Raw genomic sequence first — 25657 nt, forward strand, 5'->3', positions numbered from 1 at the left:
TGACTTGCGCCACTAACAGCGTCATTCCGCCAGTAACCCGAGGCTACGGATTAGTTCCGGAGGGTTACTGGCGGTAGCTTTTAACTGACTATCAATGGTGGCCTTCTCTAAGAATGCACTCCGGCCGTTGGAGCCCTGCAACAGCAGGGCCGAACAAGGCCGCACCAGAAGGTGGTTGGACAAGCGTTCGATAGAGGCCCAAAGGCCTCATGAAGGGGACTCCATGACTGAGACCACCAGCGCGACACTGCGCCATGCCGGCGGCGAACTCGAACTGCCGCGCATCAAGGTTGTAGAAGGAAACGAAGGCTACGACGTTTCCAAGCTGCTGAAGCAGACGGGCGCCGTTGCCTATGACCCCGGCTTCATGAACACAGCGGCCACCACCTCGGCCATCACGTACATCGACGGCGACGCAGGCATCCTGCGCTACCGCGGTTACCCCATCGAGCAGCTCGCGCAGCACTCGAGCTTCCTCGAAGTTTCCTACCTGCTGATCTACGGCAACCTTCCTACCCCCACGGAGTTGGAAGAGTTCGACCAGAAGATCCGCCGTCACACGCTCCTGCACGAAGAGCTCAAGGGTTTCTTCGGCGGGTTCCCGCGCGACGCCCACCCCATGCCGGTTCTTTCCTCGGCTGTTTCGGCGCTGTCCACGTTCTACCAGGACTCGCTGGATCCCTTTAACGCGGAGCACGTGGAAGTTTCCACCATCCGCCTCATGGCCAAGCTGCCCGTTATCGCGGCCTACGCACACAAGAAGTCCATCGGCCAGCCGATGCTGTACCCGGACAACTCCATGAACCTGGTGGAGAACTTCCTGCGGCTGAGCTTCGGCCTGCCGGCTGAGCAGTACGAAATGGATCCGGTGGTCGTCAAGGCCCTGGACCTGCTGCTCATCCTGCACGCCGACCACGAGCAGAACTGTTCCACCTCCACGGTGCGACTGGTGGGCTCGTCCAACGCGAACCTCTTCGCTTCGGTTTCGGCCGGCATCAACGCCCTCTTCGGTCCTGCCCACGGTGGCGCCAACGAGGCCGTGCTGAAGATGCTCCGCCAGATCCAGGCCGACGGCATCAAGCCCGAGGACTACATGGAGAAGGTCAAGAACAAGGAAGACGGCGTCCGCCTCATGGGCTTCGGGCACCGCGTCTACAAGAACTACGACCCTCGCGCCAAGATCATCAAGGCAACGGCACACGAGGTCCTTGGCAAGCTCGGCGGTAACGACGAACTGCTGGACATCGCCATGCGCCTTGAAGAGAAGGCCCTCGCGGACGACTACTTCATCCAGCGCAAGCTGTACCCGAACGTCGACTTCTACACCGGCCTGATCTACAAGGCCATGGGTTTCCCGGAGAAGATGTTCACGGTCCTCTTCGCCATCGGCCGCCTCCCGGGCTGGATTGCCCAGTGGCGCGAAATGATCAACGATCCCCAGACCAAGATCGGCCGCCCGCGGCAGCTCTACACAGGGGAGCCGGAGCGCAACTACCCGGCCAACTGATACCGGTAAAAGCGTCAACAACGACGGCGGCCGCCCACCTCGCCCGAGGTGGGCGGCCGCCGTCGTTTCCGCCCGTTATAAAGCAACGCGGGGTCACTTATGGCCCATAAAGCAGGCCGAAATGGGCCCTAAGTGACCCCGCGTTGTTACTAGGAAGCGTTGTACCCGTAGGGGTTGTTCTTCTGCCAGCGCCAGTGGTCCTCGCACATCTGGTCCACGGTCTTGGTGGTGGACCAGCCCAGATCGGCCAGCGCAGAGGATGCGTCGGCCCAGAACGCGGGGAGGTCCCCGGCGCGGCGGCCGGTGATTTCGTAGGGAATCGGCTGGCCCACGGCCTTCTCGAAGGACCGGAGCACCTCCAGCACGGAAGATCCACGGCCGGAGCCGAGGTTCCAGCGCCGGACGCCGGCGCGGTCTGCGATGTAGTTCAGGGCTGCCACGTGGCCGTCCGCGAGATCCACCACGTGGATGTAATCGCGCTGCGCCGTGCCGTCCGGGGTGTCGTAGTCGCCACCGAAGACCATCAGCTTCTCGCGGCGTCCAACCGCTACTTGCGCGATGAACGGGACAAGGTTGTTCGGGATGCCCTGAGGGTCCTCGCCGATGCGGCCTGACGGGTGCGCGCCCACCGGGTTGAAATAGCGCAGCAGTGCGATATGCCAGCGGTCGTCGGCATTGCCAAGGTCGGAGAGGATGTCCTCGATCTGTTCCTTGGTGCGGCCGTACGGGTTGTTGGCGCCGATCTCCATCTTCTCGATGTAGGGGATCGGGTTGTGCTCGCCATAGACGGTGGCCGAAGAGCTGAAGACGATGGAACGGACATCGTGCTTGTCCATGGCGCGGAGCAGGTTCAGGGTGCCCACGATGTTGTTGTAGTAGTAGGCCAAGGGCTCCTGGACGGATTCTCCTACTGCCTTCAGTCCGGCGAAGTGGATCACGGCATCGATCTGGTGCTGGTCAAACACGGCCTCGACGGCGGGCTGGTCCACCAGGTCAACCTTGTGGAAGGCTGCAGTCTTACCGGTGAGCTCGGACACCCGGCGCAGGGATTCCTCGCTGGAGTTCACCAGATTATCGAGCACGACGACGTCGTGGCCGGCTTCCTGAAGGGACAAGACGGTGTGGGAGCCGATGTAGCCGGTGCCACCCGTGACAAGAATTTTCATGGTCCCTACGCTATCGGAAATCGGAGCCACGCCGCTCTGTGTTGAGCGGTGTTGAAGCACGTTCGTGCTAAAAACAACTGGTGCCCAAAATTGTTGATGCCGAAGCCCGGCGCCAGGAAGTCGTCCAAGCCGTTTTCAGGATCATCGCCAGTGACGGACTGGAGCGGGCATCACTGAGGGAAGTCGCAGATGAGGCGGGGTTGGCCGTGGGCTCCGTGCGCCACTACTTCGCCAGCAGCGACGAACTCCTGGTCTTCTCCTTCGGAACAGTAATAGACCGCATTGCAGGGCGGCTTGAATCCGCACTGTCCGAGGTGGAAGAAGAAGTCCCTGGCAGTGCGGGACAACACACGGCAGTCCTGAATTTCCTTGGCCAGTTCCTGCCCTTGGACGAGGAACTTGCAGTGGATGCCTGTGTGTGGATGGCGTTCCGCCACGCAGCTCGGATCAAGCCAGTCCTGGCCGCCGAAGCCGAGCGCAGCCACCGCACCGTGGCGGCCCTGGTGGGTCGCTTGATACTGCTTCTGAGCCCGGCCCAGGCCGATGCCCAGCAGAGGCTGGTCACCGAGGCAGAGCGTCTTCTGGCCACGATGGACGGGCTTTGCATGCACGCGTTGCTGCAGCCCGAGTGGATGACTGCCGAAGTGTGCAGCGATGTCCTCACAGCGCATCTGCGGTCTTTGCAGGAGCTGGCAGCGCCCTGATACGGGCATGGGACAGAGCCGCTCATCAGGAATAGACTTGGAGATGTCGGTATCCTGCCACGGGAGGTATTGGGATGCACGTATCAGACGGCCCGGGGTGGCGCATCACCATGGACACCTCCGGGCCGATGCTCATCGCCTTGTACCTACGTGATGTTGCGGGCCTGGACGGCGTCGGAAGACCAAGCCTCTCGCATGCGGACCCCAAGGTCCGGCACGCAGACCACAGCCATCTCACCTCGGACGTGGGCGGCATCAATGCCCTGAAGACCGAGTGGGAAGCCTGGTGGGAGAGCTTGCTGAAGTCCTACCCCAAACCGGTCTCGGAACTGGCGCCCCCAAGCTTCAAGGCTTTTGGGAACTCACCGGCCCTCCAGCGGGTCCTGCAAGCCCATTTCGGCTCGGCCTTGGGATGGGCTACAGACAGGATTGACGAGTACGCCCGCCTTGAAGCCGAACGGGCAGCCAGCGGCATGACCGGGCTGTTGAACGAGCTGGTGGAGGACCGGTTGCTGGAAGTCGGGCGGAGTTCCCGCGACTTTGAGTTGACCATCATTGAGTTGCCGCTCAACGAGCCACGTGCCTGGTACCTGGAACCGGACACCATGATCATGAGCCACCGGCTGATGTCCGAGCCCGAAGCGTTCCGCAGCTACGTCCAGCCGGTGGTGGAGATGCTCGCCTAATGGAGTTTTTGTACAGCTAATGCCCTTATGAGCGCTTCTTAAGGGCATTAGCTGTACAAAAACTCAGGTGGGGGGAGCGGAAACCGTGATGGTGACGGTCTCCGACGGCGCCGCGGCCGGCTGCCAGCCATCGCGCTTTTCCCTGTTCCATGTCTGACCTGCAACATCAACCTGGGTGATGGAGAGGGCCTTGGCATTCGCCACGGCCCAATGCGCCACTGCCCACGCCTGGGTTCCAGTGATCTCCAGCTGCACCGAGCGTCCCTGGACCGTCGCGGACTGGGTGCCGAACGCCGTCGTCAGTTCATCAACGACGACGGCGGGGTCACCTGCCGCCTCGGGCATGCGCAGTTCGCAGTTCAGCGACGATTCCGAGTGGCCCGTCAGGGCCGATGCAAAAGCGCGGCCCATGGGTTCGTGCTGGGCGTAGGCGCGGGGGAAGGCGGAACGTTGGACCGCTTGGGCGGCTTGGGTAATTTCCATGGTCTCGTAGCCGGGGATCTTGACCAGGCCGTCGTAGAACGCGTTGCTGGCGTACACGGGGTCCATCACTTGGGCTTCCGTGCCCCACCCCTGTGATGGCCTTTGCTGGAACAGCCCGCGCGAGTCGGGACCGGCCTCGTCGCCATAGTTGATGTTGCGCAGCCTGGACTCCTGCATGGCAGTTGCCAACGCAATGCTCGCTGCGCGGGGAGGCAGCCCGCGACGCACGGAGATGGCCGTGATGAGCGATGCGTTCGCTGCCTGGTCCGTGGCCAGCTCATGGCTTTCGGAACCGACGACGGCGACGCAGCGCTCCGTGACCAGGGTCTCGGAGCGCTGCAGTACAGCGACGATCGCGTAGATGGCGCCAGCTACCAGGGCCAGGGCCAGCACCACTACGATGGCGCGGCGGAGCCGGCGCACGGAGGTCCTCCTGCTAGTTGGCGTGAAGGGCTTCGTTCAGCTCCACCGTCTGGCCCTTGCGTGGAAGGACTTCCACGCCGCCGGTGGTGGAGTTGCGGCGGAACAGCAGGTTGGGGACGCCGGAGAGTTCCACTGCCTTGATGATCTGGCTGGTGTCTTCGCCATTCTCGTCCTTGGGGCCCGGTACGCGCACCCGTGTTCCGGCGGTGACGTAGAGGCCCGCCTCCACCACGGAGTCATCGCCGATGCTGATGCCCACGCCCGAGTTGGCGCCAAGGAGTACACGCTCACCAAGTGCAATCTTTTCCTTCCCGCCGCCAGAGAGCGTGCCCATGATGGACGCGCCGCCGCCGACGTCCGTGCCGTCGCCGGCCACGACGCCTGCAGAGATGCGGCCTTCCACCATGGAGGTGCCCAGGGTTCCTGCGTTGAAGTTCACGAAGCCTTCGTGCATGACCGTGGTTCCTTCGGCGAGGTGCGCACCCAAGCGGACGCGATCGGCGTCGGCGATGCGCACTCCGGTGGGAACAACGTAGTCAACCATGCGCGGGAACTTGTCCACGCCGTAAACCACAACATTGCCGCGCTTGCGCAGGCGGGCCCGGGTCAGCTCGAAGCCCTCCACGGCTGCGGGACCGAAGTTGGTCCACACCACGTTGGGAAGCTTGCCGAAGACGCCATCGAGGTTGATGCTGTTCGGCTTGACCAGGCGGTGCGAAAGGAGGTGCAGGCGGAGGTAGGCGTCGGCAGTGTCTGCCGGGGCGGCGTCGAGGTCGATCTGTGCGAAGACAACCTTCTGCTCGGTGCCGCGGTCAGCGTCCTTGCCTTCTTCGGCCAGGGCGGTGAGTGCGGGATCGGCGTTTTCGACGTCGCGCAGGGTCTCGGCAGCAACGCCCAGCGAGGGTGCAGGGAACCAAACATCCAGGACCGTTGCTTCCCCGGAGGCCGAAGTGGCTATGGTGGCGAGGCCGAATCCGTAAGCTGATCGATCGTTGGTGGGCGCGTTCGCGGGCGCAGCGGAGGAAGCAGTTTCAGTCATGGGCCAAGTCTATCCAGCAGGGATAGCTGGGTTAAAACCCGTCTCATGCCGTAGAAGTCGCATTTGCGGGCATTAGGCTGGACGGGTGACCTTGAATCCTGCTCCCGCCCTCCTTGACCTGCGCCAGGACGTCGCACTCCTGACAGCCGCGATTATCGACTTCAACAGTGTCTCCGGAAACGAGACCGAACTGGCCGATGCCGTTGAAACCGCCCTGCGCGCCATTCCCGCGTACACGGTGGTCCGCGACGGCGACGCCATCATTGCCCGGACCGAACTTGGCCGACCTGAACGCGTCATTCTTGCCGGCCACTTGGACACAGTTCCCCTGCCCACCGTGGAGGGATCGTTGGGTACTGTCCCCGCCACGTGGGAGTCCGGCGTTCCCGGCGAAGGTGTCCTTTACGGGCGCGGGACCACGGACATGAAGGGCGGCGTGGCGGTGCAGCTCGCTCTGGCGGCAACATTGTTCGACGACGGCCGGCAGCTGGACAAGGATGTCACCTTTGTGTTCTACGACCACGAGGAAGTGGAAGCCGTCAAGAGCGGACTGGGCCGGTTGGTCCGCAACCACGGCGATCTGCTGACGGGTGATTTCGCGATCCTCCTGGAGCCCACGCACGGCACAGTGGAAGGTGGATGCAACGGAACCAGCCGCTTCGAGGCGACGACCCTCGGCGAAACAGCGCACTCGGCCCGCGCCTGGATGGGCGTCAACGCGATCCACGCCGCTGCTCCTATCCTTGAGCGCTTGGCCGCTTACGAGCCCAGGACCATCAACGTCGATGGCCTGGACTACCGGGAAAGCCTCAATGCGGTGAAGATCAATGGCGGTACGGCAGGAAACGTCATCCCGGACCGCTGCGTGGTGGAGATCAACTACCGTTTCGCGCCCGACAAAACACCCGACCAGGCTGAAGCCCATGTCCGCGAACTCCTCGAAGGTTTCGACGTCGTTCGCACGGACGCTGCTGCCGGCGCGCGTCCCGGCCTCAACCACCCAGCGGCGGCGTCCTTCGTTGCCGCAGTCGGCGCGGAGCCCAAGCCCAAATACGGGTGGACCGACGTCGCGCGTTTCAGTGAGCTGGGTATCCCGGCGGTGAACTTCGGGCCGGGTGATCCATTGCTGGCGCACAAAGACAACGAACACGTCGACGCCGATGCCATCCGTGAGTGCCTCCGTGCCCTGCGGACGTGGCTGGCGCCGTAATCCGGACTCGGGCACAGCAAAGAGGAAGGTCCGCAGCTTGGTAGCTGCGGGCCTTCTTTATGAGTGCCAGTTCTTACCACTTGTCTCATTGTGCGCAGCATGTAGACTCGCATGACAAGACTAGTCAAGTTTTGTCGATTATTGACTACTTAGTTGGGGGAAGTATGCGATTTAGATTGAAAGCAGCTGCATCGATCAGCATTGCGCTATTTTCACTTGGATTCATGGGCTCTGCTGTAGCTTCGGACTCGGCAGCCAAGCAGGTGGCGGGAGATGCTTCCGCCTCGACAGTGGCCACACCCAACTGTTTCGCAAGTCCTGGATTGGCGGTGGGCAGTTCTATTACTGCCTATGGGTTTGGTCGCTGCATGTACACCCCGCCATTGACACTGGGCGTGGCTGTTATCTTGTATCACAATGGGTGGTACGTAAATGACTCGTATACGAGCTGTTCGCTGTCGTCTGGCGGCGGCGACTGTCAGGGCATAAACGTGACTTCGGCCTATGCTTCGGGAAACTGGTGTTCGCGGGTCCTCATTGACTACATCGAGCCCGGAACCGGAAAGTTCCAGCAATCGGCCTCCAGCACCGGAGCGGGGTGCCCGTGATGAACATCGTGAAAAGAATGCTTAGCCACACGGCAGTCCTTGTGCTGGCGATGGGGTCTCTGATTGCATCGGCGGGACCGGGGCACGCAGCTGCAAGTTGCGAGTTGAGCTCGTGGTCGGAGGTGGACGGCTATCACGGTGTAATAATCTTCTATCCAAGCTTCGTCTGCTACCAGCAAACTGGCTCAGTGTCCATGGCAACGTTCCCGAGTAACGGCGGCAACCAATGGACCACACCGACGCCAGGTACCTGGTATTCAGGGAATGGATTTGCGGTGCCGATGAATGGATCTGGTACCTACTGTGGTCAGATCAACATCTACGTATCGAGTGGACTCGGTCCTGAAAGCATAAGTTCCAGGCCCTGCATAACTATTTAGTTCATTACATTTAATTGAGACGCCCATTCTGACGAGAATGGGCGTCTCAATTTTTTTAATAGGAGTTCTCCACGCCGGAGCGCTTATTTGCCAGCGCCCGGTGCGTTGACCTCCAAATCCACCGTTTTGATTGCCGGCGCAGTGCCACCGGCGGCCTTCTTGGAACCGCGGCGCTCGATCCAGATCGCAAGCCTGGAGACCGAGAGGTTGATCAGGATGTAGATCGCGGCGCCCACGAAGAATGCCGAGAACAGGAGACTCGGTTCAAGATCCGAAATCAACTTCACCTTACGAAGGAGCTCTTCGTACGCCACGATGTATCCCAAGGACGTGTCCTTCAGGAGCACCACCAATTGGGCGACGAGTGACGGGAGCATTCGCCGGATTGCCTGCGGAAACTCGATGCTCATTCGCGACTGGAAACTGCGAAGGCCAATCGCCAGGCCGGCTTCGCGTTGACCTTTCGGCAGCGACTGGATACCGGCACGCAGGATCTCAGCGAAAATGGCGGAGTTATACAACACAAGGCCGCTGACAACCGCCACGTACGGGCTCGTGGCAAACACCAGGAGCACGAACAGGATCATCAGGACTACCGGCATACCGCGGAGGAACTCGAGAACCACTTGGGTGGGAACACGGACCCATGGAATCAGCGAGATGCGCAGCAGGCAGAGGGCGACGCCCAAAGGAAACGCAATCACGGCGGCGACACCAGCGGCCTGCAATGTGGCCAGCAAACCCAAGCCAAGCTGCGTCCAGACATCTTTGGCGGACTCGTTGACAAAGACTTCCCATCTGGAGGCGCTAAAGATGCCTTGGGACGACAGGATTACGATAGCGCCGATCACCCCAGCGAGGATGATGAGCGCGCCAATCACCGAGGCGACGAGGGACATGCGCCTGGCCTTAGGGCCGGGAACGTCATAGAGAACCGAAGTCATCGGGCGATCGCCACCTTTTTCTCGACGAAGTGAGCAAGAAGTCCGAGCGGAACTGTGATCAGGAGGTAGAAGAAGGCCACCCCGATCAGGATCCACATGACCGCGTCACCCCGGCTGTTGGACAGCTGAAGGCCGTAGCCGAAAAGTTCGAGGACAAAGAACGCGCCGGCAACGGATGAGTTCTTGACCAGGGCGATCATGATGTTAATCAAGGGGGGAACTACGGTACGGAGTGCTTGGGGCAGAACAACCAGCCCCAAGACCTGAGTGAATGTCATGCCGACGCTGCGCGCGGCTTCCGCTTGTCCCACAGGGACACTATTGACGCCCGAGCGTACAGCTTCCGCGACAAAGGCGGCGGTGTAGCTGCTGAGGGCAATGATTGCTGCGACTTCGAACTGTTCAAATTTGACGCCAAGGCGGGGAAGCACAATTGCGGAAAAGAAGAAAATGATGGTTAGGGGAGTGTTTCTGGCGACCTCAACGTAGAACGTACTGAAACCCCGCAATGCGGCGACAGGTGAGACGCGCATGGCGGCCAGGAGGGTACCAATGACCAGGGCGATGACGCCCGAAACAACAGCTAGAAACAGGGTTCGGAGAAATCCATCCCAATATTGGGGAAGGCTCTCGAAGATGGCGTCCATGGCTTCCTTCGTCTGTGGCGGGACTAGGACTGAATCCTAAAGATGAAAGGATGTCGCCGCTCCGGTACGGAACGGCGACATCCACCGGTTCTAATTAGTAACGGTCGATCTTTGGAAGCTCAGGGACCGTCTTGATAACTTTGCCTGCGGTTGCTTCCCAAGCCTTCTTGTAGGTGTCGTCCTTTGCGAATCCCTCAAGCTGGTCGTTGATCCAGTTGCGGAAGACGGTGTCATCCTTCTTCAGGCCGATGCCGTAGGGCTCTTTGGTGAATGTCTGGTCCGAAGCGAGCTTGAATGCGTCCGGTTCCTTATCCACATATCCGGCCAGGATGACGTTGTCAGTAGTAACAGCGACAACCTGCTTGTTGCGCAGCGGCTCCAGGCAGGCGGTGTAGTTGGCAGCAGGAACAAGTTCTGCGCCGTACTTGTCGACGATGGTCTTGGCCGGCGTGGATCCCGTGACGGAGCAGACCTTCTTGCCCTTGACATCCTCCGGCTTGGTAATGGAGTTGTCGTCCTTATTCACCAGGAGGGCCTGGCCAGCTTCGTAGTACGGTCCGGCGAAGGACACTTTTTCCTTGCGGGAGTCATTGATGGTGTAAGTCGCGATGACAATGTCGACGCGCCCCTGTTCAATAAATGGTTCGCGGTTGGCGGACACAGTCTCCACCCATTCGATCTTATCGGCGGGGATACCCAGCTTGGCGGCGATAGCTTTGCCCATCTCCACGTCGAAACCGACAGGCTTGCCGTCAAGGCCCTTCTGGCCGAAAAGCGGCTGGTCGAACTTGGTGCCGATAGTGATCTTCTGCGCCTTATTAAGCTTCTCCATGGTGGTGCCGGCTGCGAAGCTGGCGGAGGCGACTGGGGGAGTGGTGGACGTGCCGCCACCACATGCGCTCAGCGTCAGGGCAAGAGCAGCTGAAGCGGCCACCAGGAGTGACTTCCTCCGGGTAATAAGAGACTTCATGACGTTCCTTTCATTGGATGGCCGCCTTACGGCCTCAGGGTGCGGGCTGTAAGGAGCTAGTGGGTCAGTAGCTTGGACAGGAAGTCCTTGGCACGGTCGCTCTTCGGGTTGGTGAAGAACTCCTCCGGGGTTGCGTCTTCCACGATCTGGCCGTCGGCCATGAACACCACCCGGTCAGCAGCCTTGCGGGCAAAGCCCATCTCGTGGGTTACCACGATCATGGTCATGCCTTCCTTGGCCAGCTGGATCATGACGTCCAGGACTTCGTTGATCATTTCGGGGTCCAACGCGGACGTAGGCTCGTCGAACAGCATCACCTTGGGCTTCATGGCAAGAGCGCGGGCGATAGCCACACGCTGCTGCTGTCCGCCGGAGAGCTGCGCAGGAAGCTTCGGAGCCTGGTGTCCGACGCCGACACGCTCAAGAAGGGCCATGGCTTCCTTGTCCGCGGTGCCCTTGGCGACCTTCTTGACCTTGATCGGCCCAAGAGTGACGTTTTCAAGAATCGTCTTGTGGGCAAACAGGTTAAAGGACTGGAAGACCATTCCGACGTCGGCCCGAAGGTGGGCGAGATCCTTGCCTTCTTCGGGAAGCTTCTTCCCGTCGATGGCGATATCGCCGTCGTCGATCGTTTCCAAACGGTTGATCGCACGGCACAGCGTGGACTTACCGGAACCGGAAGGTCCGATAACTACCACGACTTCACCCTTCCGAACCTGGAGGTTGATGTCTTTGAGGACGTGCAATTGACCGTAATGCTTGTTGACGCCGTTGAGGGAGACGAGGGCATCGCCGGACGCTTGAGTAGTCATACGAAGAATCTAGCGAACAAAGAAGCAAATATGACCACGGTCACGGCAACTTCCTGAAGATCGTGACTGAACAGAAACCTGCTCCCCAGCCATATACCAGACTGCAATGCAAGAAGCGGGTCGCTGCGGTGGAGCTGGCGTCCATAGGCGCTAGCCTTGGGCAATGAGCATCAGCCAGCACTCGATTCCCAACCCGGATGCCAATGGCCACGGCAGGGTCGCCCATGTCCCCCTGCCGTCGGAGATTGCGCCAGCCAAACACAAGGGTCCTTTGGAGCTTCGCCGCAAACAGGCGGATACGGGAATGTCCGATCAGCATTTGCTGGATACGAGTGGTGCCGGCCAATTCGTCCATACCGACCCCTGGCGCGTCCTCCGGATCCAGAGCGAGTTCGTAGAGGGCTTCGGTGCTTTGGCTGACCTCGGCCCTGCCGTCAGTGTCTTCGGCTCAGCCCGCACCAAGCCGGGGACCGAGTACTACGAGATGGCCGTGGAGGTGGGGCGCAAACTGGCAGAGTCCGGCGTCGCTGTCATTACCGGCGGTGGACCTGGCTCCATGGAGGCCGCCAACAAGGGCGCCGTTGAGGGTAACGGAATCTCGGTGGGCCTGGGCATCGAATTGCCGTTCGAGCAGGGGCTCAACCAATGGGTGGACCTGGGCATCAATTTCAGGTATTTCTTCGCGCGCAAGACCATGTTCGTCAAGTATGCGCAGGGCTTTGTTGTGCTGCCCGGCGGACTCGGGACCCTTGATGAACTCTTTGAAGCCATGGTCCTTGTCCAGACACGCAAGGTGACCTCGTTCCCGATCGTCCTTTTGGGTGTCCGGTTCTGGGGTCCGATGATCGAGTGGATCAGGGAAACCCTGGTGGCAGAGGGCATGGTCTCTGAAAAGGACCTGGACCTGATCCAGCTGGTGGACGACCCTGCAGATGCCGTCCACCGCGTGCTGCACGGGGCTCCGATCCCGCCGCCCACGGGAGAACAACGCCCTGAGTAGCCGGGCGTTTCTGGCACGATGGACACTGTGAGTTTTTTCCTGGTGTTTCTCGCGATTGTCCTGGTTGGTGCGGCGCTGTATCTCGGCGTCGGGATCTCCCGGGGGCGCACGGTGGGAGCCGGTCTCGATGACCCCGTTCCCAACCTGCCCCCTGTGCTGTTGCCGGCCGAGGCGCAGCCGTCCGACGTCGATTCCCTGCGCTTTGCGCTGGGGCTGCGCGGTTACCGGATGGACCAGGTGGACCAGGTCCTCGACGACCTCAGGGACCAGCTGCGGGCCAAGGACCGAGAAATAGAGAGACTTGGTGCGCTTGCGCGGCAGCACTCCGGGGACGGCGAAACCGGCCGGACCCAACAGTGACAGTTCCGGCACAGGCCCGGCATGGCGAAGGACCCGCGGCGCGGCTCTCCCGGGTCGTGACAGACGCGGGGGCAAGGATGTCCCGATGGCCCTGGTGGGTTTCGGTAACGCTTGTCTTTATTGCCGCGCGCGTTGTCAGCGCGTGCATCTTCATGGCCGCCGCGCTTCAGCAGGGGACCAACCCATGGTTCCCGCCAGCGCCGGACTACTGGAACTTCATCACCATCTGGGATGGCCGCTGGTACCAGCAGGCTGCGGACAGCGGCTACCCCTCGGTCCTGCCCGTGGATCCCAACGGGGTGGTAAAGGAGAACGCCTGGGCTTTTTACCCACTGTTCCCGCTGCTGGCGCGTGGACTCGCTGCCATGACCGGCCTTGGCACCTTGCAGGCCCTCACGCTTATTGCCATGGCGTCGGGGCTGGGCGCAGCCTTGGTGGTCTTCAAGCTCTTCCGGGAATTTGCGGGGAAGCGCACGGCCATGTGGGGTGTCGTCTTCGTTTCGACGTTCCCGGTGTCAGCCATTCTCCAAGTCCCTTACGCCGAGTCGCTGAACCTGCTGTTGCTTGCGGCGTCCTTGCTCCTGGTGGTGAGGCGCCGGTACCTGTGGGCCATCCCGGTGGTGCTGCTGATGTGCTTGTCCAGGCCCACAGGCGTGCCCTTCGCCGCCGTGGTGGGATTGCTGTTGCTGTGGCGCCTATGGCAGCGGTTCAGGAGCCCGTCCTCGGACGCTGCCACCTCCACGCGCAGCCTGCTTTCACTGGCAGCATTGGTGGTGGCTACGGGCGTCGGTGCCCTGGCGTGGCCCGCCATTGCCTGGGCGGTGACCGGCGACCCGGCAGCGTATACACGGACGGAAACCGCCTGGCGCGGACATGACCTGGTGCCGTTCAAGCCGTGGTTCGACACCGGCCGGATGCTGTTTGGTCCAGTTCTCGGCGTCCTGGCGCCCTTTGTCTTCACCGCCCTCTTCGTCCTGGCCATGATGTCCGCCCCGGTAAAAGCCCTGGGAACGGAATTGCGCTTGTGGTGCGCCTGCTACATGGGTTACCTCCTGGTTTTCCTGCACCCGCAGACCAGCACGTTCCGGATGCTCCTGCCGTTGTTTCCCCTGGCCCTCGGCGCAGCGGCGTTGTCAAAGTCCAAGGCGTACCGGGGAACAGTGGTGGTGATGTTCGTCCTCCTCCAGATTGTGTGGGTCGTGTGGCTGTGGGCGTGGGCTCAACTGCCCGGAGGCGGCGACTATCCGCCCTGACGTGGACCTTTGCCGTGCACAGCGAATATGTACAAAGCCCGGACAAACAGGCCGTTGATTTCGCTACGGGCGGGTAAGTACGGGATAATGGACCAAGAGCAAGGACAAAGCACCTAACAGTGCCCGGCCATGGCGGCCTCCCAAGCGGTGCCGCCGGCTGCAATTGCGACGCGGATCCAGCCCGGCCGGGTTGGGCGTGACTTGGGACAAATGGAGGGGATTTTCCTAATGGCGGCTATGAAACCACGTACTGGCGACGGCCCTATGGAAGTTACCAAAGAGGGACGCAGCCTCATCATGCGTGTGCCGCTCGAAGGTGGGGGACGGCTTGTGGTCGAGCTCAATGCCGCCGAAGCGGAAAACCTCAAGGAATGCCTCGTAGGTGTGACCGAATAGAGTTGCAAAGCAGGGCCCGGCATCAGCTGGAGCCCTGCTTTTTGTTTAACCCCCGACGGCGGTCGCCACCTACTTCTTGACGGCCACCAAAAGACCATCGCCGGTGGGCAGCATCGCCGATGCCAGGCGTTCGTCGTCGCGGATGGCTTTGCCGATCTGGCGCAACACCACGGTGGTGGATTCGCGCGCTGCCGGATTGGAGACGCGGTCCTTATCCAGGGCATCGTTGATGACCAGCGTGCCACCGGACTTGAGCAAGCGGATGGCCTGCTCCACATACTTGGGAAAGTTGGGCTTGTCGGCGTCGATGAACACGAGGTCATAGGCCGAGTCGGTCAGCCTCGGCAGGACATCGGCCGCACGGCCAGAGATGGTGCGGGTGCGGTTGGCCGGGCTCCCTGATTCAAGGAACGCTTCCCTGGCGGCTTTGAGGTGCTCGACGTCGACGTCGATCGTCGTCAGGACCGCCTGGGGACCGAGTCCACGCAGCAGGCAGACGCCGGATACGCCGGCTCCGGAACCAACTTCAACTACCGTCTGGGCCTTCGACGCTGCAGCGAGCACCGTCAGGACGGCTCCGACGCCGGGGCTGACGGGAGTGACACCCAACTCGAAGGAACGCTCACGGGCGCGCAACATCACGTCATCCTCAGCCGGCAGATCTTCTGCGTAGGACCAGCTGCTTGACTTGTCGGCACTCATGAAGGGATTCGCTTTCCGCGGGTAGGGGTATTTGTACCAGACTACTGTGTCCGCCCCGGTAATCCGCTGTTGGGAAGGGCTCGGGCGCTGTGTCCGCCCATGTTTTCAGCCTTGCGGGAAAAACACCGTCCAGTCAGGAAATTCCCAGACAAACTTGGGATGATAATGCTCCGGTCATCCATGAGGTGGGCGGCACCGAATAATCGGTGAACCACAGTTTGAGGGGAGTGGACGATGCCGGCATCGCATGCTGCGCCAGTCCTGACATCGGAGAGCCTTGAGGCCGCCACTGACTGGGTCATGCCCAGCTGGGAGGAAGTGGTTTCCAACCACTCCGCCAAGGTATATCGCCTCGCCTATCGCCTGACCGGCAACAAGTTCGACGCCGAGGACCTCACCCAGGAAGTCTTCGTCCGGGTCTTCCGCTCGCTTGAGAACTTCAAGCCGGGAACACTGGACGGCTGGCTGCACCGCATCACCACCAACCTGTTCCTGGACCAGGCCCGCCGCAAGAGCAGGATCCGCTTTGACGCTCTTTCCGAAGACGCGGAGTCACGCCTGCCCGGCCGGGAACCAGGTCCGGAACAGAGCTTCGAACACAACAACCTCGACCTCGATGTCCAGCGAGCCCTGGAGGAACTCCCGCCAGACTTCCGCGCCGCCGTCGTGCTGTGCGATCTTGAGGGTCTTTCGTACGACGAAGTGGCGGAAGCCCTGGGCGTGAAGCTCGGGACCGTCCGGTCCCGGATCCACCGCGGGCGCACCATGCTGCGCGAGAAACTGGCCCACCGTGACCCGCGTCCGGTCGAGGCCCGCAAGCCGCGCCTGAAGATGCCTCGCATCGCCAGCATCCTTTAGGGTGTCGATGCCCCGACGTCCTGACCGCCCGGGAGCTTTGTCCCGGCGTAAGTTGGCTTCGCTGCGCCACTCCCGGAGCCCGGAGCATGTGCAGGATTGCGTGAAGTGCCGTGCCTTGCTGCGGCAGGAGCAGCAATACATCGAGCGCCTCCGCGGTGCCGCCGTGCCTGAAGCGAGCCACGACCTCGCAGCGCGGTTGATCCAACATACTGAGCGACTCGCCAACCATTCCCCGCAGTCCTTCGATCCGGCGCCTCCGCCCCGGAACGGAGTCCGACGAGGACTCCGGATAACAGCGATAGCTGCCGGCACGTTGGCGGTATCCGCCAGCGCCCTGGCTGGGGCGGCGTACACAGTTGCCGGGGATGCGGAGCCGCAAGCCTTTGTGGAAACCAACGACGCCGGCGTCCTCGCCGGTGCGTGGACGGGTGGGCCAGCGGAGTCCGCAGTAGCACCGGCCTTCAGGGCCGGCAGCACCATCACCCTCAGCGCCGCCCAGCTCGACGCGCTCAGGGACGAAGGATGGGCTTGCCCCGAGTTGGGTGCCATGGGCTTCAGGGTTGTGTCTGCGCAGGCCACCATGGTCCATGGTCACCCCGCCGTTGAGCTCAAGCTTGAAAGCAACGGCCATTCCGCCACGATCGTGGAGGAGCACAGGCCTCCTGAGCAGGATGGTGGGGGACAATCGACGTCGGCGCAGCTCTCCGTTACGCAGGGGACACCCTGGAAGGCCGTGTACTCCACGCCGGCAGCGGTGATCAGCTATGCCTCCGACCTCCCGGCGGAGAGTGCGGACGACGCCGTTCCGGAGATAGTCCGCGCCGGTGAATCCGTGGGAGGGAATCCCCGCGCCGAAGGATCCGAGGCGTGGTACCCCAGGCTGCTGCGCGGCCTTCAGACGCTTCTTCGCCCCGCTGGTTTATGAGCGGCACCACAGACAAGGTAATCTTCGTAGCGTGCTTGGAATCAACGGCCCGGAGTTCATACTCCTTCTGATTATCGGCGTACTCGTCATCGGTCCCAGCCGTTTGCCCGAATACACTCAAAAGCTCGCCAACCTGGTCAAGGAAGTCCGGCGGATGGCCTCCGGCGCCCGCGAGCAGATCAAAGAAGAAGTCGGCATCGACATCGATGAAGTCGACTGGAAGAAATACGATCCCCGCCAGTACGATCCCCGGCGCATCATCAAGGATGCACTCCTGGATGACGACACCAAGCCCGTCAGTGCAGGTGCTCCCGTCGCCGCGGCCGCCGCTGCTGCTGGCGCCGCCGATGCCAAACCCAAGGCTCCTGTGCGGGTGGTGGAGAGACTCGCCGAAGGCGAAGCCGCCCCCTTCGACACCGAGGCCACCTAGCCTCCTTATGTCCTAGCGGGGCTCGATTCCCAACGACATTCCGGATAATCCGCGTGGCCGGGAAGCAAGGGCAGAAGCGATTCCTTCCATGGCCTTGGCGGCCGCCGAGTCAGGGGCTGCCAGGACAACAGGGACTCCAGCGTCGCCGCCTTCGCGCAAACGGATATCCAGGGGGATCTGGCCCAGCAACGGAACGTCGCTGCCCACGCTGGCGCTCAAGCGCTCAGCCAGGATGGCACCTCCGCCGCTTCCAAACAGTTCCATCCGGCCGCCGTCGGGCATTTCCAGGAACGACATGTTCTCGATCACGCCGGCCACTTTCTGGCCGGTCTGCGTAGCGATGGTTCCGGCGCGCTCAGCGACGTCGGCGGCTGCCGCCTGCGGCGTGGTGACCACCAGGATCTCGGCGTTCGGCAGCAGTTGCGCTACCGATATGGCGATGTCGCCGGTGCCGGGAGGCAAGTCCAGGAACAGGGCATCGAGGTCCCCAAAGTAGACGTCAGTGAGGAACTGCTCCAAGGCACGGTGCAGCATCGGTCCGCGCCACGCCACCGGCTGGTTGCCGTCAACAAACATGCCGATGGAAATGACCTTCACCCCATAGGCCACAGGGGGCAGGATCATGTCATCGACCTGCGTGGGCTTCTGGGTGATGCCCATGAGGGCGGGCACGGAGAACCCATGGACATCGGCATCGACGACTCCCACACGAAGGCCTTGGGCAGCCAACGCACTGGCCAGGTTCACAGTGACGGAGGACTTGCCCACGCCACCCTTTCCGCTGGCCACCGCGTACACCTTGGTAAGGGAACCGGGCTTGGTGAACGGAATGCCACGTTGACTGCCCGGACCGCGGAGTTGCTCCTTGAGGGCCTCCCGCTGGGCCGGCGTCATGACCTTGAGCTCCACGTCCACGCCTGTAACGCCTTCCACGCGCATCAGGGCCTCGGAGGCGTCCTTGGTGATGGTGTCGCGCAGTGGGCATCCGGCGATGGTCAGCAGGACGGCCACGCGCACGGTCCCGTCGTCATCGGCTGACACTGAGTCCACCATCCCGAGCTCGGTGATGGGACGGCGCAGCTCGGGATCAATAACCGTTGCCAGGGCAGCCTGCAGTGCCTCGGCAGTTGCGGTGTTCATAATGATCAGGCCCGGCTTTCAGGGGTATCAGGGGAGGGCTTGGCGGTGGAATGCTGGGGGCCGGCGGCCCGGGGCGGGCGGACCCTGGGGATCTGTTGCGTGCGGGGGCCGCGCGACTTGTCCCGTTTCTCCTTCAACTTCTCTTTGACCTTCTCACCGGGCGATTCTGCGCCATCGGCAGAGATTTCGCTTTCCCGGAGTTCTTCCTGGGCGTCGATGATGTCCTCGAGCAGGCTCCGGAGCTCGGCGCGGACGTAATCGCGCGTGGCTACCTCGCGCAGCGCAATGCGAAGGGAGGCCAACTCACGGGTGAGGTACTCGGTGTCGGAGAGGTTGCGTTCTGCCCGCTGACGGTCCTGTTGGAGGGAGACACGGTCACGGTCATCCTGCCGGTTCTGGGCGAGCAGGAGCAGGGGAGCAGCGTAGGAGGCCTGCAGGGACAACATCAGCGTCAAAAGGGTGAAGCCGAGCTCCATGCGGTCGAACTGCCACTCCGTGGGAGCGAACGAGTTCCAGGCCAGCCAGAACGCACAGAAGATCGTCATGTAGACGAGGAACGTCGGCGTACCCATGAAACGGGCAAAACCCTCTGTTGCGTTGCCAAAAGCATCAGGGTTGGGGGAGAACTTGGGGAGGATCCGTTGGCGGCCACTCAGTGGCGTATCCAGGCTGCTGCCCTGGCGTGCCGTGTTCCGGGGGGATCGTGTGGCGTTGTTGTCAGCCAATGCGGCCTCCAAGTTTCCTTATAGGGGCATCGTCCTCGTGGGCGCGCCAATCATCCGGTAACAAGTGATCCAGCACGTCATCAACAGTCACCGCCCCCACAAGGCGGCCGTCGTCATCCACGACTGGAAGCGAATTCAGGTTGTACGTGGCCAAGGTCCTGGCCACCTCGCTGATGTGGGCCTGGTCCGAGAGCGGCTCCAGGTTTTTGTCCACGAGGTTGCCCAACGGCTCCGGTGGAGGGAACCGCAGAAGCTGTTGTATGTGCACCACGCCCAGGAAACGTCCCGTGGGTGTTTCCAGAGGCGGCCGGGCAATGAAGATGGATGAGGCCAGGGCCGGTGAGAGTTCCTCGCGGCGAACGTGGGCCAGGGCTTCAGCAACAGTTGCTTCCGGCGGGAGGATCACAGGCACCGGAGTCATCAGGCCACCAGCGGTGTCTTCGTCGTATTCCAGGAGGCGGCGGACGTCTTCTGCTTCCTGGGGCTCCATCAACTGAAGCAGTTCCTCCGCCTGGGCGGAAGGGAGCTCGGCGAGGAGGTCGGCGGCGTCGTCCGGGTCCATTTCCTCCAGGACGTCGGCCGCGCGTTCCACGTCCAGGGCGGAAAGAATCGTCACCTGGTCATCTTCCGGAAGCTCCTGAAGCACATCGGCGAGCCGCTCGTCCTGGAGCTCGCTGGCCACCTCAAACCGCCGCTTGTCGCTCATCTCCTGCAACGCCTCCGCGAAGTCGGCAGGTTTGAGGTCCTCGTGCGTGGCGACGAACTGCGTGGCAGCCTGGGGCTCGTTATGGCCGCCAGTCTGGGCGTCGGCCCAATCGATGATCAGGGTTTCGTTGCGGCGGAGCCTGCTCAAGGGGGACAGCGAATGGCCCCTCCGTACGAACAACTTGCTGACGAACCAGTCCTTGGACCGGTGCTGGTCCATGGCGATGTCCTCAATGGTGGCATCGCCACTGCCATCGGCCAGGGTGACACGGCGGTCGAACATCTCGGCAACCACCAGCGTTTCGGCGCCGCGTTGCTCGAAGCGGCGCAGGTTGACCAGCCCCGTGCAGATGATCTGGGTCTGGTCGATGGAGGTGATGCGGGTCATGGGAACGAAGACCCGTTTCTTGCCCGGAACCTCAACAACGATGCCGACCACGTGTGGCGCGCCGCGGGTCCCGCGGGAGAGCACCACGACGTCCCGCAACCGGCCCAGACGATCGCCCAGGGGGTCGAAGACGTCCAAGCCCAGAAGGCGCGCCACAAAGACGCGAGAAGGATGTGTGCTCATGTTTACAGGCTACCGAGTCTGCTCTCTTTTAGCTGAATTCCAGCCGCTTCACATGTCCATGGGACACAATGGGGCTATGTCTAACATTTTTGGTGGTCCCAAAGCCGTTGAAGAGTCCCGGAGCGTCCCCCAAGGCGACACCGTTGGCTCGTACACCTCGTATTTGGATGCCCAAAAGGCGGTGGACTACCTCGCGGACCAGCAGTTCCCGGTACAGCTGGTATCGATCGTTGGCAACGACCTCAAAATGGTGGAGCGGGTCACCGGCCGCCTGAGCTACCCCAGGGTGGCGTTGTCCGGAGCGTTGAGTGGCATGTGGTTCGGCCTCTTTGTAGGCGTCATGCTTTCCTTCTTCACCCCGGGCGGGGGACCCTTCTCGATCATCACGTCCGTACTGATGGGTGCGGCGTTCTTCATGCTCTTCGGCATTGTCACCTACGCCACCCAGCGCGGGAAGCGTGACTTCACCTCCACCAGCCAGGTGGTGGCCACGAACTATGACGTCATCGTTGCCAGGGAAGCAGCCCACGAAGCACGCCGGTTGCTCCAGCAGTTGCCGATGAACCCGTCGCAGGCGTCTGCTGCACCGACCAGCAACTATGCCCCGCAGAATCCTCCGTTCCAGCAGCCGGGCCAGGCCCCGGAGCGCCCCTCCACCTGGAACGACCCCTACGGCCAGCGCGGCGCCAGCCAAGCCAACCCCGCCAGCCCGGAAGGCCAAGGCGCGCCCGCAGGCGCCCACCAGCCGGCGCAGAACCCGACGCCGGCCGCCGTCCGGTACCCGGACCTTCCCGATGGCCGTCCGCAGTACGGAGTCCGGGTCACCGAGGGACAGAACGATGCTCCCCAGGGCGAGGGGCAGCAGGCGGGTCGGGAAGACCCGACCAAGCAGTAAGCTCCTGAAACACAGGGAAGGCCACCGGATTACCGGTGGCCTTCCCTGTTTGTTGCCTGAACGGAAGTCCGGGGATCAGCCCTGGGCTTCCTGGTAGATGCCTGCCATCCAGGACTCGACGTCGTCGGCCTTGCGCGGCAGGGCGGCGCTGAGGTTGACGGGGCCGTCGGCCGTCATGAGGATGTCGTCCTCGATCCGGACGCCGATCCCGCGGTACTCCTCGGGGATGGCCAGATCTTCGTCCTTGAAGTAGAGCCCCGGCTCGATCGTGAAGACCATGCCCTCAGTGAGCACTCCATCAAGGTAGAGTTCCCGCTTTGCCTGGGCACAGTCGTGGACATCCAGGCCCAGGTGGTGGCTGGTACCGTGCGGCATCCAGCGCCGGTGCTGCTGGCCTTCGGGGCTGATGGCTTCCTCGACCGAAACCGGCAACAGGCCCCATTCGGCCAGGCGTTCGGCCAGGACCGTTGTTGCCGCTGTGTGGATGTCGCGGAACTTCACGCCCGGCTGGGCAGCGGCAAAGCCGGCGTCGGCGGCGTCGAGCACTGCCTCATAGACCTTGCGCTGGACTTCCGTGAAGGTTCCGGTAGCCGGCAGGGTGCGGGTGACATCGGCGGTGTACAGGGAGTCGGCTTCCACGCCGGCATCCAGGAGCAGCAGTTCGCCGGCGTTGACTGTTCCCGAGTTGCGGGTCCAGTGCAGCACCGTGGCGTTGTTGCCGGACGCAGCAATGGTGTCGTAGCCGAGTTCGTTGCCTTCCTCGCGGGCACGGGCAAAGAAGGCGCCCTCAACGACGCGCTCGCCACGCGGGTGGGTCAGGGCGCGGGGGAGCGCACGGACAACATCAGCGAAGCCCTCAACGGTGGCGGCCACCGCGATCTTCATCTGCTCGATTTCCCATTCGTCCTTGATCAGGCGCAGCTCGGACAACGCTTCGCTCAGTTTCTCGTCCAGGGCGTCAAGTTCGCCGAGGTCGAGGTTTTCAGGATCCTTGGCGGTGTTGTATCGGGCGGTGTCCACCAGTGCATCGATGTTCTCATCGACCTTGCGAACCAGGCGGATGGAGATACCGCCGATTTCCGGGGCGCCGACGTTCTTGGTGATCGCCATTTCGAGTTCTGCGATGTGAGCGGTCGGCAGGCCCAGACGGGCTTCGAATTCGGCCAGGGTGGGTCGTGCGCCAATCCAGAACTCACCGGCGCGGGAGTCGGCGTAGAACTGTTCGGTATCGCGGCCGGCCAGCGGACGGAAGTAGAGCGTGGCAGTGTGGTGACCGCCGTCGTCGCCCTTTCCTTCGGCTACCGGTTCAAGGATGAGCACGGCGTCGGGCTCGTGGTCCACGCCCAGGCCCGTAAGGTGCGCGAAACCGGAGTGCGGGCGGAAGCGGTAGTCGCAGTCGTTCGAGCGGACTTTCAGCGGACCGGCGGGGATGACAAGCCGTTCGCCTTTGAACAGTTCGGAGATGGTACGACGGCGGCGCGCGGCGTGGTCTGCAACGGCGTCACGCGCAGGGGTCACCTGCGGCGCGGGAGCCCAATTGCTGGCCATGAATGCCTTGAAGGCATCGGACGTGGGCCTCTGTGAGCGGTTGTTGACGCGCTCTTGCAGCGGCTGGGAATTTGAGGAGTCCATGTTTTGGGTGTTTTCAGCATCGTTCACCGTTACATAGTCCCACCAGTTCAGTGAGGAGGCCAACGGCGCAGCGCTCCAAGCGGGCCGGCATCCCATAGGCTGGGAAAGTGAGGATAGACCTGCATGCGCATTCCAATGTTTCCGACGGAACAGAGCCACCGGCCGGCGTGATTGTTTCCGCCGTGGCCGCCGGACTCGACGCCGTTGCGTTGACTGACCACGATTCCACGGACGGCTGGGAATCCGCGGCCGCAGCTGCCAGGGAGCACGGCATCGCGTTTGTCCCCGGCATGGAGATTTCCTGCCGTACTGAGAAGGGGATAAGTGTCCACCTGCTCAGCTACCTCCACGATCCCTCCCATGCCGGACTGCTTGAGGAAATCACCAAGTCCAAGGACGCCCGCCTCACCCGGGCGGAGCACATGGTGACCTTGTTGTCCGAGGATTACCCATTGACGTGGGATGACGTGATCCACCACGTTGCACCAGGTGCCACCGTGGGCCGCCCGCACATTGCGGACGCCCTGGTAGCGGCCGGAGTGGTGGCGGACCGGACGGAAGCCTTCACCTCCATCCTCACCTCACATTCGCGCTACTTCGTGCAGCACTACGCACCCAACCCGGCGATCGCCGTCGAGCTTGTCCGGGCCGCAGGAGGAGTACCGGTCTTCGCCCATCCAGTGGCGTCGTCCAGGGGGCGGACGGTAGGGGAGGCGACCTACCGCGAGATGATCGACGCCGGCTTGCTGGGTGTCGAAGTGGAGCACCGGGACAACCCGGAAGAGGGCCGCAGGTTCCTCCGTGGGCTGGCAGCCGAACACGGCCTGCTGATGACCGGTTCCTCCGACTACCACGGGACGGGCAAGCCGAACCTGCTGGGTGAGAACCTGACGTCGCCGCAGGTGCTGGCAAGGATCGAGGAATTGGCAACAGGCAGCACGGTGGTCCGGTGAAGGGGATCCGCTGATGGACCTGCAATTGTTGGCTTCCGTGATCGTGACCCTGTTCGTCATCATGGACCCGCCGGGCACCGTGCCCATCTTCATGTCGTTGACGGCCCAGTTGTCTGCCAGGGACCGGAACCGTTCAGCGTTCCAGGCGCTGCTGGTGGCCACAGGCGTGATAGTCGTCTTCGCCATTTTCGGCCAGTCCATCCTGAACTACATGCATATCTCGCTGGCGGCCCTGCAGGGAGCCGGTGGCCTGCTCCTGGTACTCATCGCGCTGCAGTTGTTGACCGGTTCAACCAGCGGGGAAGAGAACGCCGCGAAGTACAAGAACGTGGCCTTCGTGCCGCTGGGAACGCCGCTCATGGCGGGCCCTGGCGCGATTGTGGCGGTCATGGTGTTCGTCCAGCGGTCCGGGGAGTTGTCGGAGTACCTGGCAGTGGCACTGGGTATCGCGGTGGTCCTTGCCTCGCTGTACCTGGCCATGCGGTTCGCCGGAGTGGTTCAACGGGTCCTGGGGGAGAACGGCGTGGAGTTGGTCACCAGAATTGCCGGTTTGCTGTTGTCGGCCATCGCTGTTCAGATGATTGCCGACTCCGTGACTGCTTTCGTGAAGGGCGCAGCCTGAGCCTGCCGCTGGTGCAGGGCCGGCCTACAGCCCGCTCGGTAGCAGTTGGTGGAATTCCGCCTTGCTGCCGAGCCGTTTACGCATGACCTCGATGGCCTGTTCGTTCTGGTCCACGCACACAAACCGGCGCCCCAGTTTGGCCGATACCGCACCCAGCGTTCCCGAACCGGCGAAGAAGTCGAGGCACCAGTCGCCTTCCCGGCTCGATGCCGAGACGATCCTGCGCACCAGGCCTTCAGGTTTCTGGGTGGGGTAGCCGGTCTTTTCCCGCCCGGTGGGGGAGACGATCGTGTGCCACCAGACGTCGGTGGGCAGCTTGCCGCGCTCGCGTTTGGCAGGCGTTACCAAACCCGGCGCCATGTAGGGCTCCCGGTCCACTTCGGCGTTGTCGAAGTGGTACTTGGTGGGGTTCTTCACGTACACCAGGATGTTGTCGTGCTTGGTGGGCCAGCGGTTCTTGGCCCGGGCGCCGTAATCGTAGGCCCAGATGATCTCGTTGAGGAAGCATTCCCTGCCGAAGATGGCGTCGAGCATCACCTTGGCGTAGTGGACCTCACGGTAGTCCAGGTGCAGGTACAGGGTGCCGTCGTCTGCCAGGAGCCGCCACGCTTCCACCAGCTTGGGTTCCAGGAAGGACCAGTAGTCGCTGAAGGCGTCGTCATAGCTGTGGAGGGCACCCTTGATGGTGTCGTAGGAGCGTCCCTTGAAGCCCACGCGGTCGCCGTCGCCGTCCGCGTTGCGGACCATGCGCGTTTCCTGGCGCCGCTGGACCCGGCCCGTGTTGAAGGGCGGATCCACGTAAATGAGTGTGAAGGCGCCGTCCGGCAGCGTTGGAAGGAATTCCGCGTTGTCCGCGTGCACCACCATGTTGCCGCCGTCCGGCGCCCAAACAGTTTCAGTCATTGACGGTA

Annotated in this window: 27 protein-coding genes; 14 read left to right on the plus strand and 13 right to left on the minus strand. The window is 62.5% G+C overall.

Features of this window, described 5'->3' with window-relative positions:
- Positions 1–223: 223 nt before the first annotated feature.
- On the plus strand, positions 224–1507 hold the full coding sequence (locus AB0N72_RS11115) for a citrate synthase (protein WP_024817462.1): 1284 nt from the start codon (positions 224–226) through the stop codon (positions 1505–1507).
- Positions 1508–1656: 149 nt separating this feature from the next.
- Here AB0N72_RS11115 and galE read toward each other — a convergent pair whose 3' ends face one another.
- Positions 1657–2673: a UDP-glucose 4-epimerase GalE gene (gene galE, locus AB0N72_RS11120; RefSeq protein ID WP_363930467.1), complete on the minus strand. Its 1017-nt coding sequence runs from the start codon at positions 2671–2673 to the stop codon at positions 1657–1659.
- Positions 2674–2753: 80 nt separating this feature from the next.
- Here galE and AB0N72_RS11125 point away from each other — a divergent pair, with 80 nt between their 5' ends.
- Together AB0N72_RS11125 and AB0N72_RS11130 are read left to right on the plus strand one after the other, a co-directional pair.
- The gene (locus AB0N72_RS11125) at positions 2754–3377 is read left to right on the plus strand and encodes a TetR family transcriptional regulator C-terminal domain-containing protein (RefSeq protein ID WP_363930468.1); all 624 of its coding nucleotides are present in this window, start codon (positions 2754–2756) and stop codon (positions 3375–3377) included.
- A gap of 74 nt (positions 3378–3451) precedes the next feature.
- Positions 3452–4063 (plus strand): hypothetical protein, encoded by a 612-nt coding sequence (locus AB0N72_RS11130; protein WP_363930469.1) that lies wholly within the window; start codon positions 3452–3454, stop codon positions 4061–4063.
- 63 nt (positions 4064–4126) lie between these two features.
- On the opposite strand, the gene AB0N72_RS11135 is transcribed toward AB0N72_RS11130, so the two are convergent.
- Both AB0N72_RS11135 and dapD read right to left on the minus strand, forming a co-directional pair.
- Entirely contained in the window at positions 4127–4969 is an 843-nt protein-coding gene (locus AB0N72_RS11135; RefSeq protein WP_363930470.1) for a hypothetical protein, read from the minus strand.
- A gap of 13 nt (positions 4970–4982) precedes the next feature.
- Complete coding sequence (gene dapD / locus AB0N72_RS11140) at positions 4983–6008, minus strand: 2,3,4,5-tetrahydropyridine-2,6-dicarboxylate N-succinyltransferase (RefSeq protein ID WP_363930471.1); 1026 nt, start codon at positions 6006–6008, stop codon at positions 4983–4985.
- A gap of 85 nt (positions 6009–6093) precedes the next feature.
- Here dapD and dapE point away from each other — a divergent pair, with 85 nt between their 5' ends.
- Positions 6094–7218 carry a succinyl-diaminopimelate desuccinylase gene (gene dapE / locus AB0N72_RS11145; protein ID WP_363930472.1) on the plus strand — a complete coding sequence of 375 codons (1125 nt, stop codon included), beginning with the start codon at positions 6094–6096 and terminating at the stop codon, positions 7216–7218.
- A gap of 1071 nt (positions 7219–8289) precedes the next feature.
- Here the strand turns inward: dapE and AB0N72_RS11150 are convergent.
- The 4 genes from AB0N72_RS11150 to AB0N72_RS11165 form a co-directional block, all read right to left on the minus strand.
- Positions 8290–9150 carry an amino acid ABC transporter permease gene (locus tag AB0N72_RS11150; protein WP_363930473.1) on the minus strand — a complete coding sequence of 287 codons (861 nt, stop codon included), beginning with the start codon at positions 9148–9150 and terminating at the stop codon, positions 8290–8292.
- Positions 9147–9797: an amino acid ABC transporter permease gene (locus AB0N72_RS11155; RefSeq protein WP_211714282.1), complete on the minus strand. Its 651-nt coding sequence runs from the start codon at positions 9795–9797 to the stop codon at positions 9147–9149. Before AB0N72_RS11155 ends, AB0N72_RS11150 begins: the two co-directional genes overlap by 4 nt.
- 94 nt (positions 9798–9891) lie before the next feature.
- On the minus strand, positions 9892–10767 hold the full coding sequence (locus tag AB0N72_RS11160; RefSeq protein ID WP_211714281.1) for a glutamate ABC transporter substrate-binding protein: 876 nt from the start codon (positions 10765–10767) through the stop codon (positions 9892–9894).
- Between the two features lie 56 nt (positions 10768–10823).
- Positions 10824–11579 carry an amino acid ABC transporter ATP-binding protein gene (locus tag AB0N72_RS11165; RefSeq protein ID WP_018776543.1) on the minus strand — a complete coding sequence of 252 codons (756 nt, stop codon included), beginning with the start codon at positions 11577–11579 and terminating at the stop codon, positions 10824–10826.
- Between the two features lie 163 nt (positions 11580–11742).
- Here AB0N72_RS11165 and AB0N72_RS11170 point away from each other — a divergent pair, with 163 nt between their 5' ends.
- From AB0N72_RS11170 to AB0N72_RS11185, 4 genes are all read left to right on the plus strand, one after another.
- Entirely contained in the window at positions 11743–12579 is an 837-nt protein-coding gene (locus AB0N72_RS11170) for a TIGR00730 family Rossman fold protein (RefSeq protein ID WP_363930474.1), read from the plus strand.
- An 18-nt stretch (positions 12580–12597) separates the two neighbouring features.
- Positions 12598–12939, plus strand: a complete 342-nt coding sequence (locus tag AB0N72_RS11175; RefSeq protein WP_363930475.1) for a DivIVA domain-containing protein — start codon at positions 12598–12600, stop codon at positions 12937–12939.
- 77 nt (positions 12940–13016) lie between these two features.
- Positions 13017–14192 (plus strand): hypothetical protein, encoded by a 1176-nt coding sequence (locus AB0N72_RS11180; protein ID WP_363930476.1) that lies wholly within the window; start codon positions 13017–13019, stop codon positions 14190–14192.
- Between the two features lie 228 nt (positions 14193–14420).
- Positions 14421–14588 carry a DUF3117 domain-containing protein gene (locus tag AB0N72_RS11185; protein ID WP_064721643.1) on the plus strand — a complete coding sequence of 56 codons (168 nt, stop codon included), beginning with the start codon at positions 14421–14423 and terminating at the stop codon, positions 14586–14588.
- 69 nt (positions 14589–14657) lie between these two features.
- On the opposite strand, the gene AB0N72_RS11190 is transcribed toward AB0N72_RS11185, so the two are convergent.
- Positions 14658–15290, minus strand: coding sequence for an O-methyltransferase (locus AB0N72_RS11190; RefSeq protein ID WP_363930477.1), 633 nt, complete (start codon positions 15288–15290; stop codon positions 14658–14660).
- A 234-nt stretch (positions 15291–15524) separates the two neighbouring features.
- Here AB0N72_RS11190 and sigE point away from each other — a divergent pair, with 234 nt between their 5' ends.
- From sigE to AB0N72_RS11205, 3 genes are all read left to right on the plus strand, one after another.
- Entirely contained in the window at positions 15525–16148 is a 624-nt protein-coding gene (gene sigE, locus AB0N72_RS11195; RefSeq protein WP_363930478.1) for an RNA polymerase sigma factor SigE, read from the plus strand.
- A 100-nt stretch (positions 16149–16248) separates the two neighbouring features.
- Positions 16249–17073, plus strand: coding sequence for a hypothetical protein (locus AB0N72_RS11200; RefSeq protein WP_363930479.1), 825 nt, complete (start codon positions 16249–16251; stop codon positions 17071–17073).
- 31 nt (positions 17074–17104) lie between these two features.
- Positions 17105–17503: a Sec-independent protein translocase TatB gene (locus AB0N72_RS11205; RefSeq protein ID WP_363930480.1), complete on the plus strand. Its 399-nt coding sequence runs from the start codon at positions 17105–17107 to the stop codon at positions 17501–17503.
- 12 nt (positions 17504–17515) lie between these two features.
- On the opposite strand, the gene AB0N72_RS11210 is transcribed toward AB0N72_RS11205, so the two are convergent.
- Genes AB0N72_RS11210 through AB0N72_RS11220 form a run of 3 tightly spaced genes read right to left on the minus strand, consistent with a single transcriptional unit; the run spans position 17516 to position 20644 of the window.
- Positions 17516–18643 carry an Mrp/NBP35 family ATP-binding protein gene (locus tag AB0N72_RS11210; RefSeq protein WP_363930481.1) on the minus strand — a complete coding sequence of 376 codons (1128 nt, stop codon included), beginning with the start codon at positions 18641–18643 and terminating at the stop codon, positions 17516–17518.
- A gap of 5 nt (positions 18644–18648) precedes the next feature.
- Positions 18649–19380, minus strand: coding sequence for a DUF1003 domain-containing protein (locus AB0N72_RS11215; protein WP_363930482.1), 732 nt, complete (start codon positions 19378–19380; stop codon positions 18649–18651).
- Positions 19361–20644 carry a CBS domain-containing protein gene (locus AB0N72_RS11220; RefSeq protein ID WP_026266967.1) on the minus strand — a complete coding sequence of 428 codons (1284 nt, stop codon included), beginning with the start codon at positions 20642–20644 and terminating at the stop codon, positions 19361–19363. The genes AB0N72_RS11215 and AB0N72_RS11220 overlap by 20 nt, the downstream gene beginning before the upstream one ends.
- 76 nt (positions 20645–20720) lie before the next feature.
- Here AB0N72_RS11220 and AB0N72_RS11225 point away from each other — a divergent pair, with 76 nt between their 5' ends.
- Positions 20721–21539: a general stress protein gene (locus AB0N72_RS11225; protein WP_363930483.1), complete on the plus strand. Its 819-nt coding sequence runs from the start codon at positions 20721–20723 to the stop codon at positions 21537–21539.
- Positions 21540–21614: 75 nt separating this feature from the next.
- Here the strand turns inward: AB0N72_RS11225 and AB0N72_RS11230 are convergent, their stop codons facing one another.
- Positions 21615–23198: an aminopeptidase P family protein gene (locus tag AB0N72_RS11230; protein ID WP_363930484.1), complete on the minus strand. Its 1584-nt coding sequence runs from the start codon at positions 23196–23198 to the stop codon at positions 21615–21617.
- A gap of 80 nt (positions 23199–23278) precedes the next feature.
- Here AB0N72_RS11230 and AB0N72_RS11235 point away from each other — a divergent pair, with 80 nt between their 5' ends.
- Together AB0N72_RS11235 and AB0N72_RS11240 are read left to right on the plus strand one after the other, a co-directional pair.
- The gene (locus tag AB0N72_RS11235) at positions 23279–24124 is read left to right on the plus strand and encodes a PHP domain-containing protein (RefSeq protein WP_363930485.1); all 846 of its coding nucleotides are present in this window, start codon (positions 23279–23281) and stop codon (positions 24122–24124) included.
- 13 nt (positions 24125–24137) lie between these two features.
- Positions 24138–24746, plus strand: coding sequence for a MarC family protein (locus tag AB0N72_RS11240; protein ID WP_363930486.1), 609 nt, complete (start codon positions 24138–24140; stop codon positions 24744–24746).
- Positions 24747–24770: 24 nt separating this feature from the next.
- Here the strand turns inward: AB0N72_RS11240 and AB0N72_RS11245 are convergent, their stop codons facing one another.
- On the minus strand, positions 24771–25649 hold the full coding sequence (locus AB0N72_RS11245; RefSeq protein ID WP_363930487.1) for a DNA methyltransferase: 879 nt from the start codon (positions 25647–25649) through the stop codon (positions 24771–24773).
- Between the last annotated feature and the right edge of the window lie 8 nt (positions 25650–25657).

The sequence above is a fragment of the Paenarthrobacter sp. NPDC089307 genome (genome assembly GCF_040685055.1).
Classification (GTDB): Bacteria; Actinomycetota; Actinomycetes; order Actinomycetales; family Micrococcaceae; genus Arthrobacter.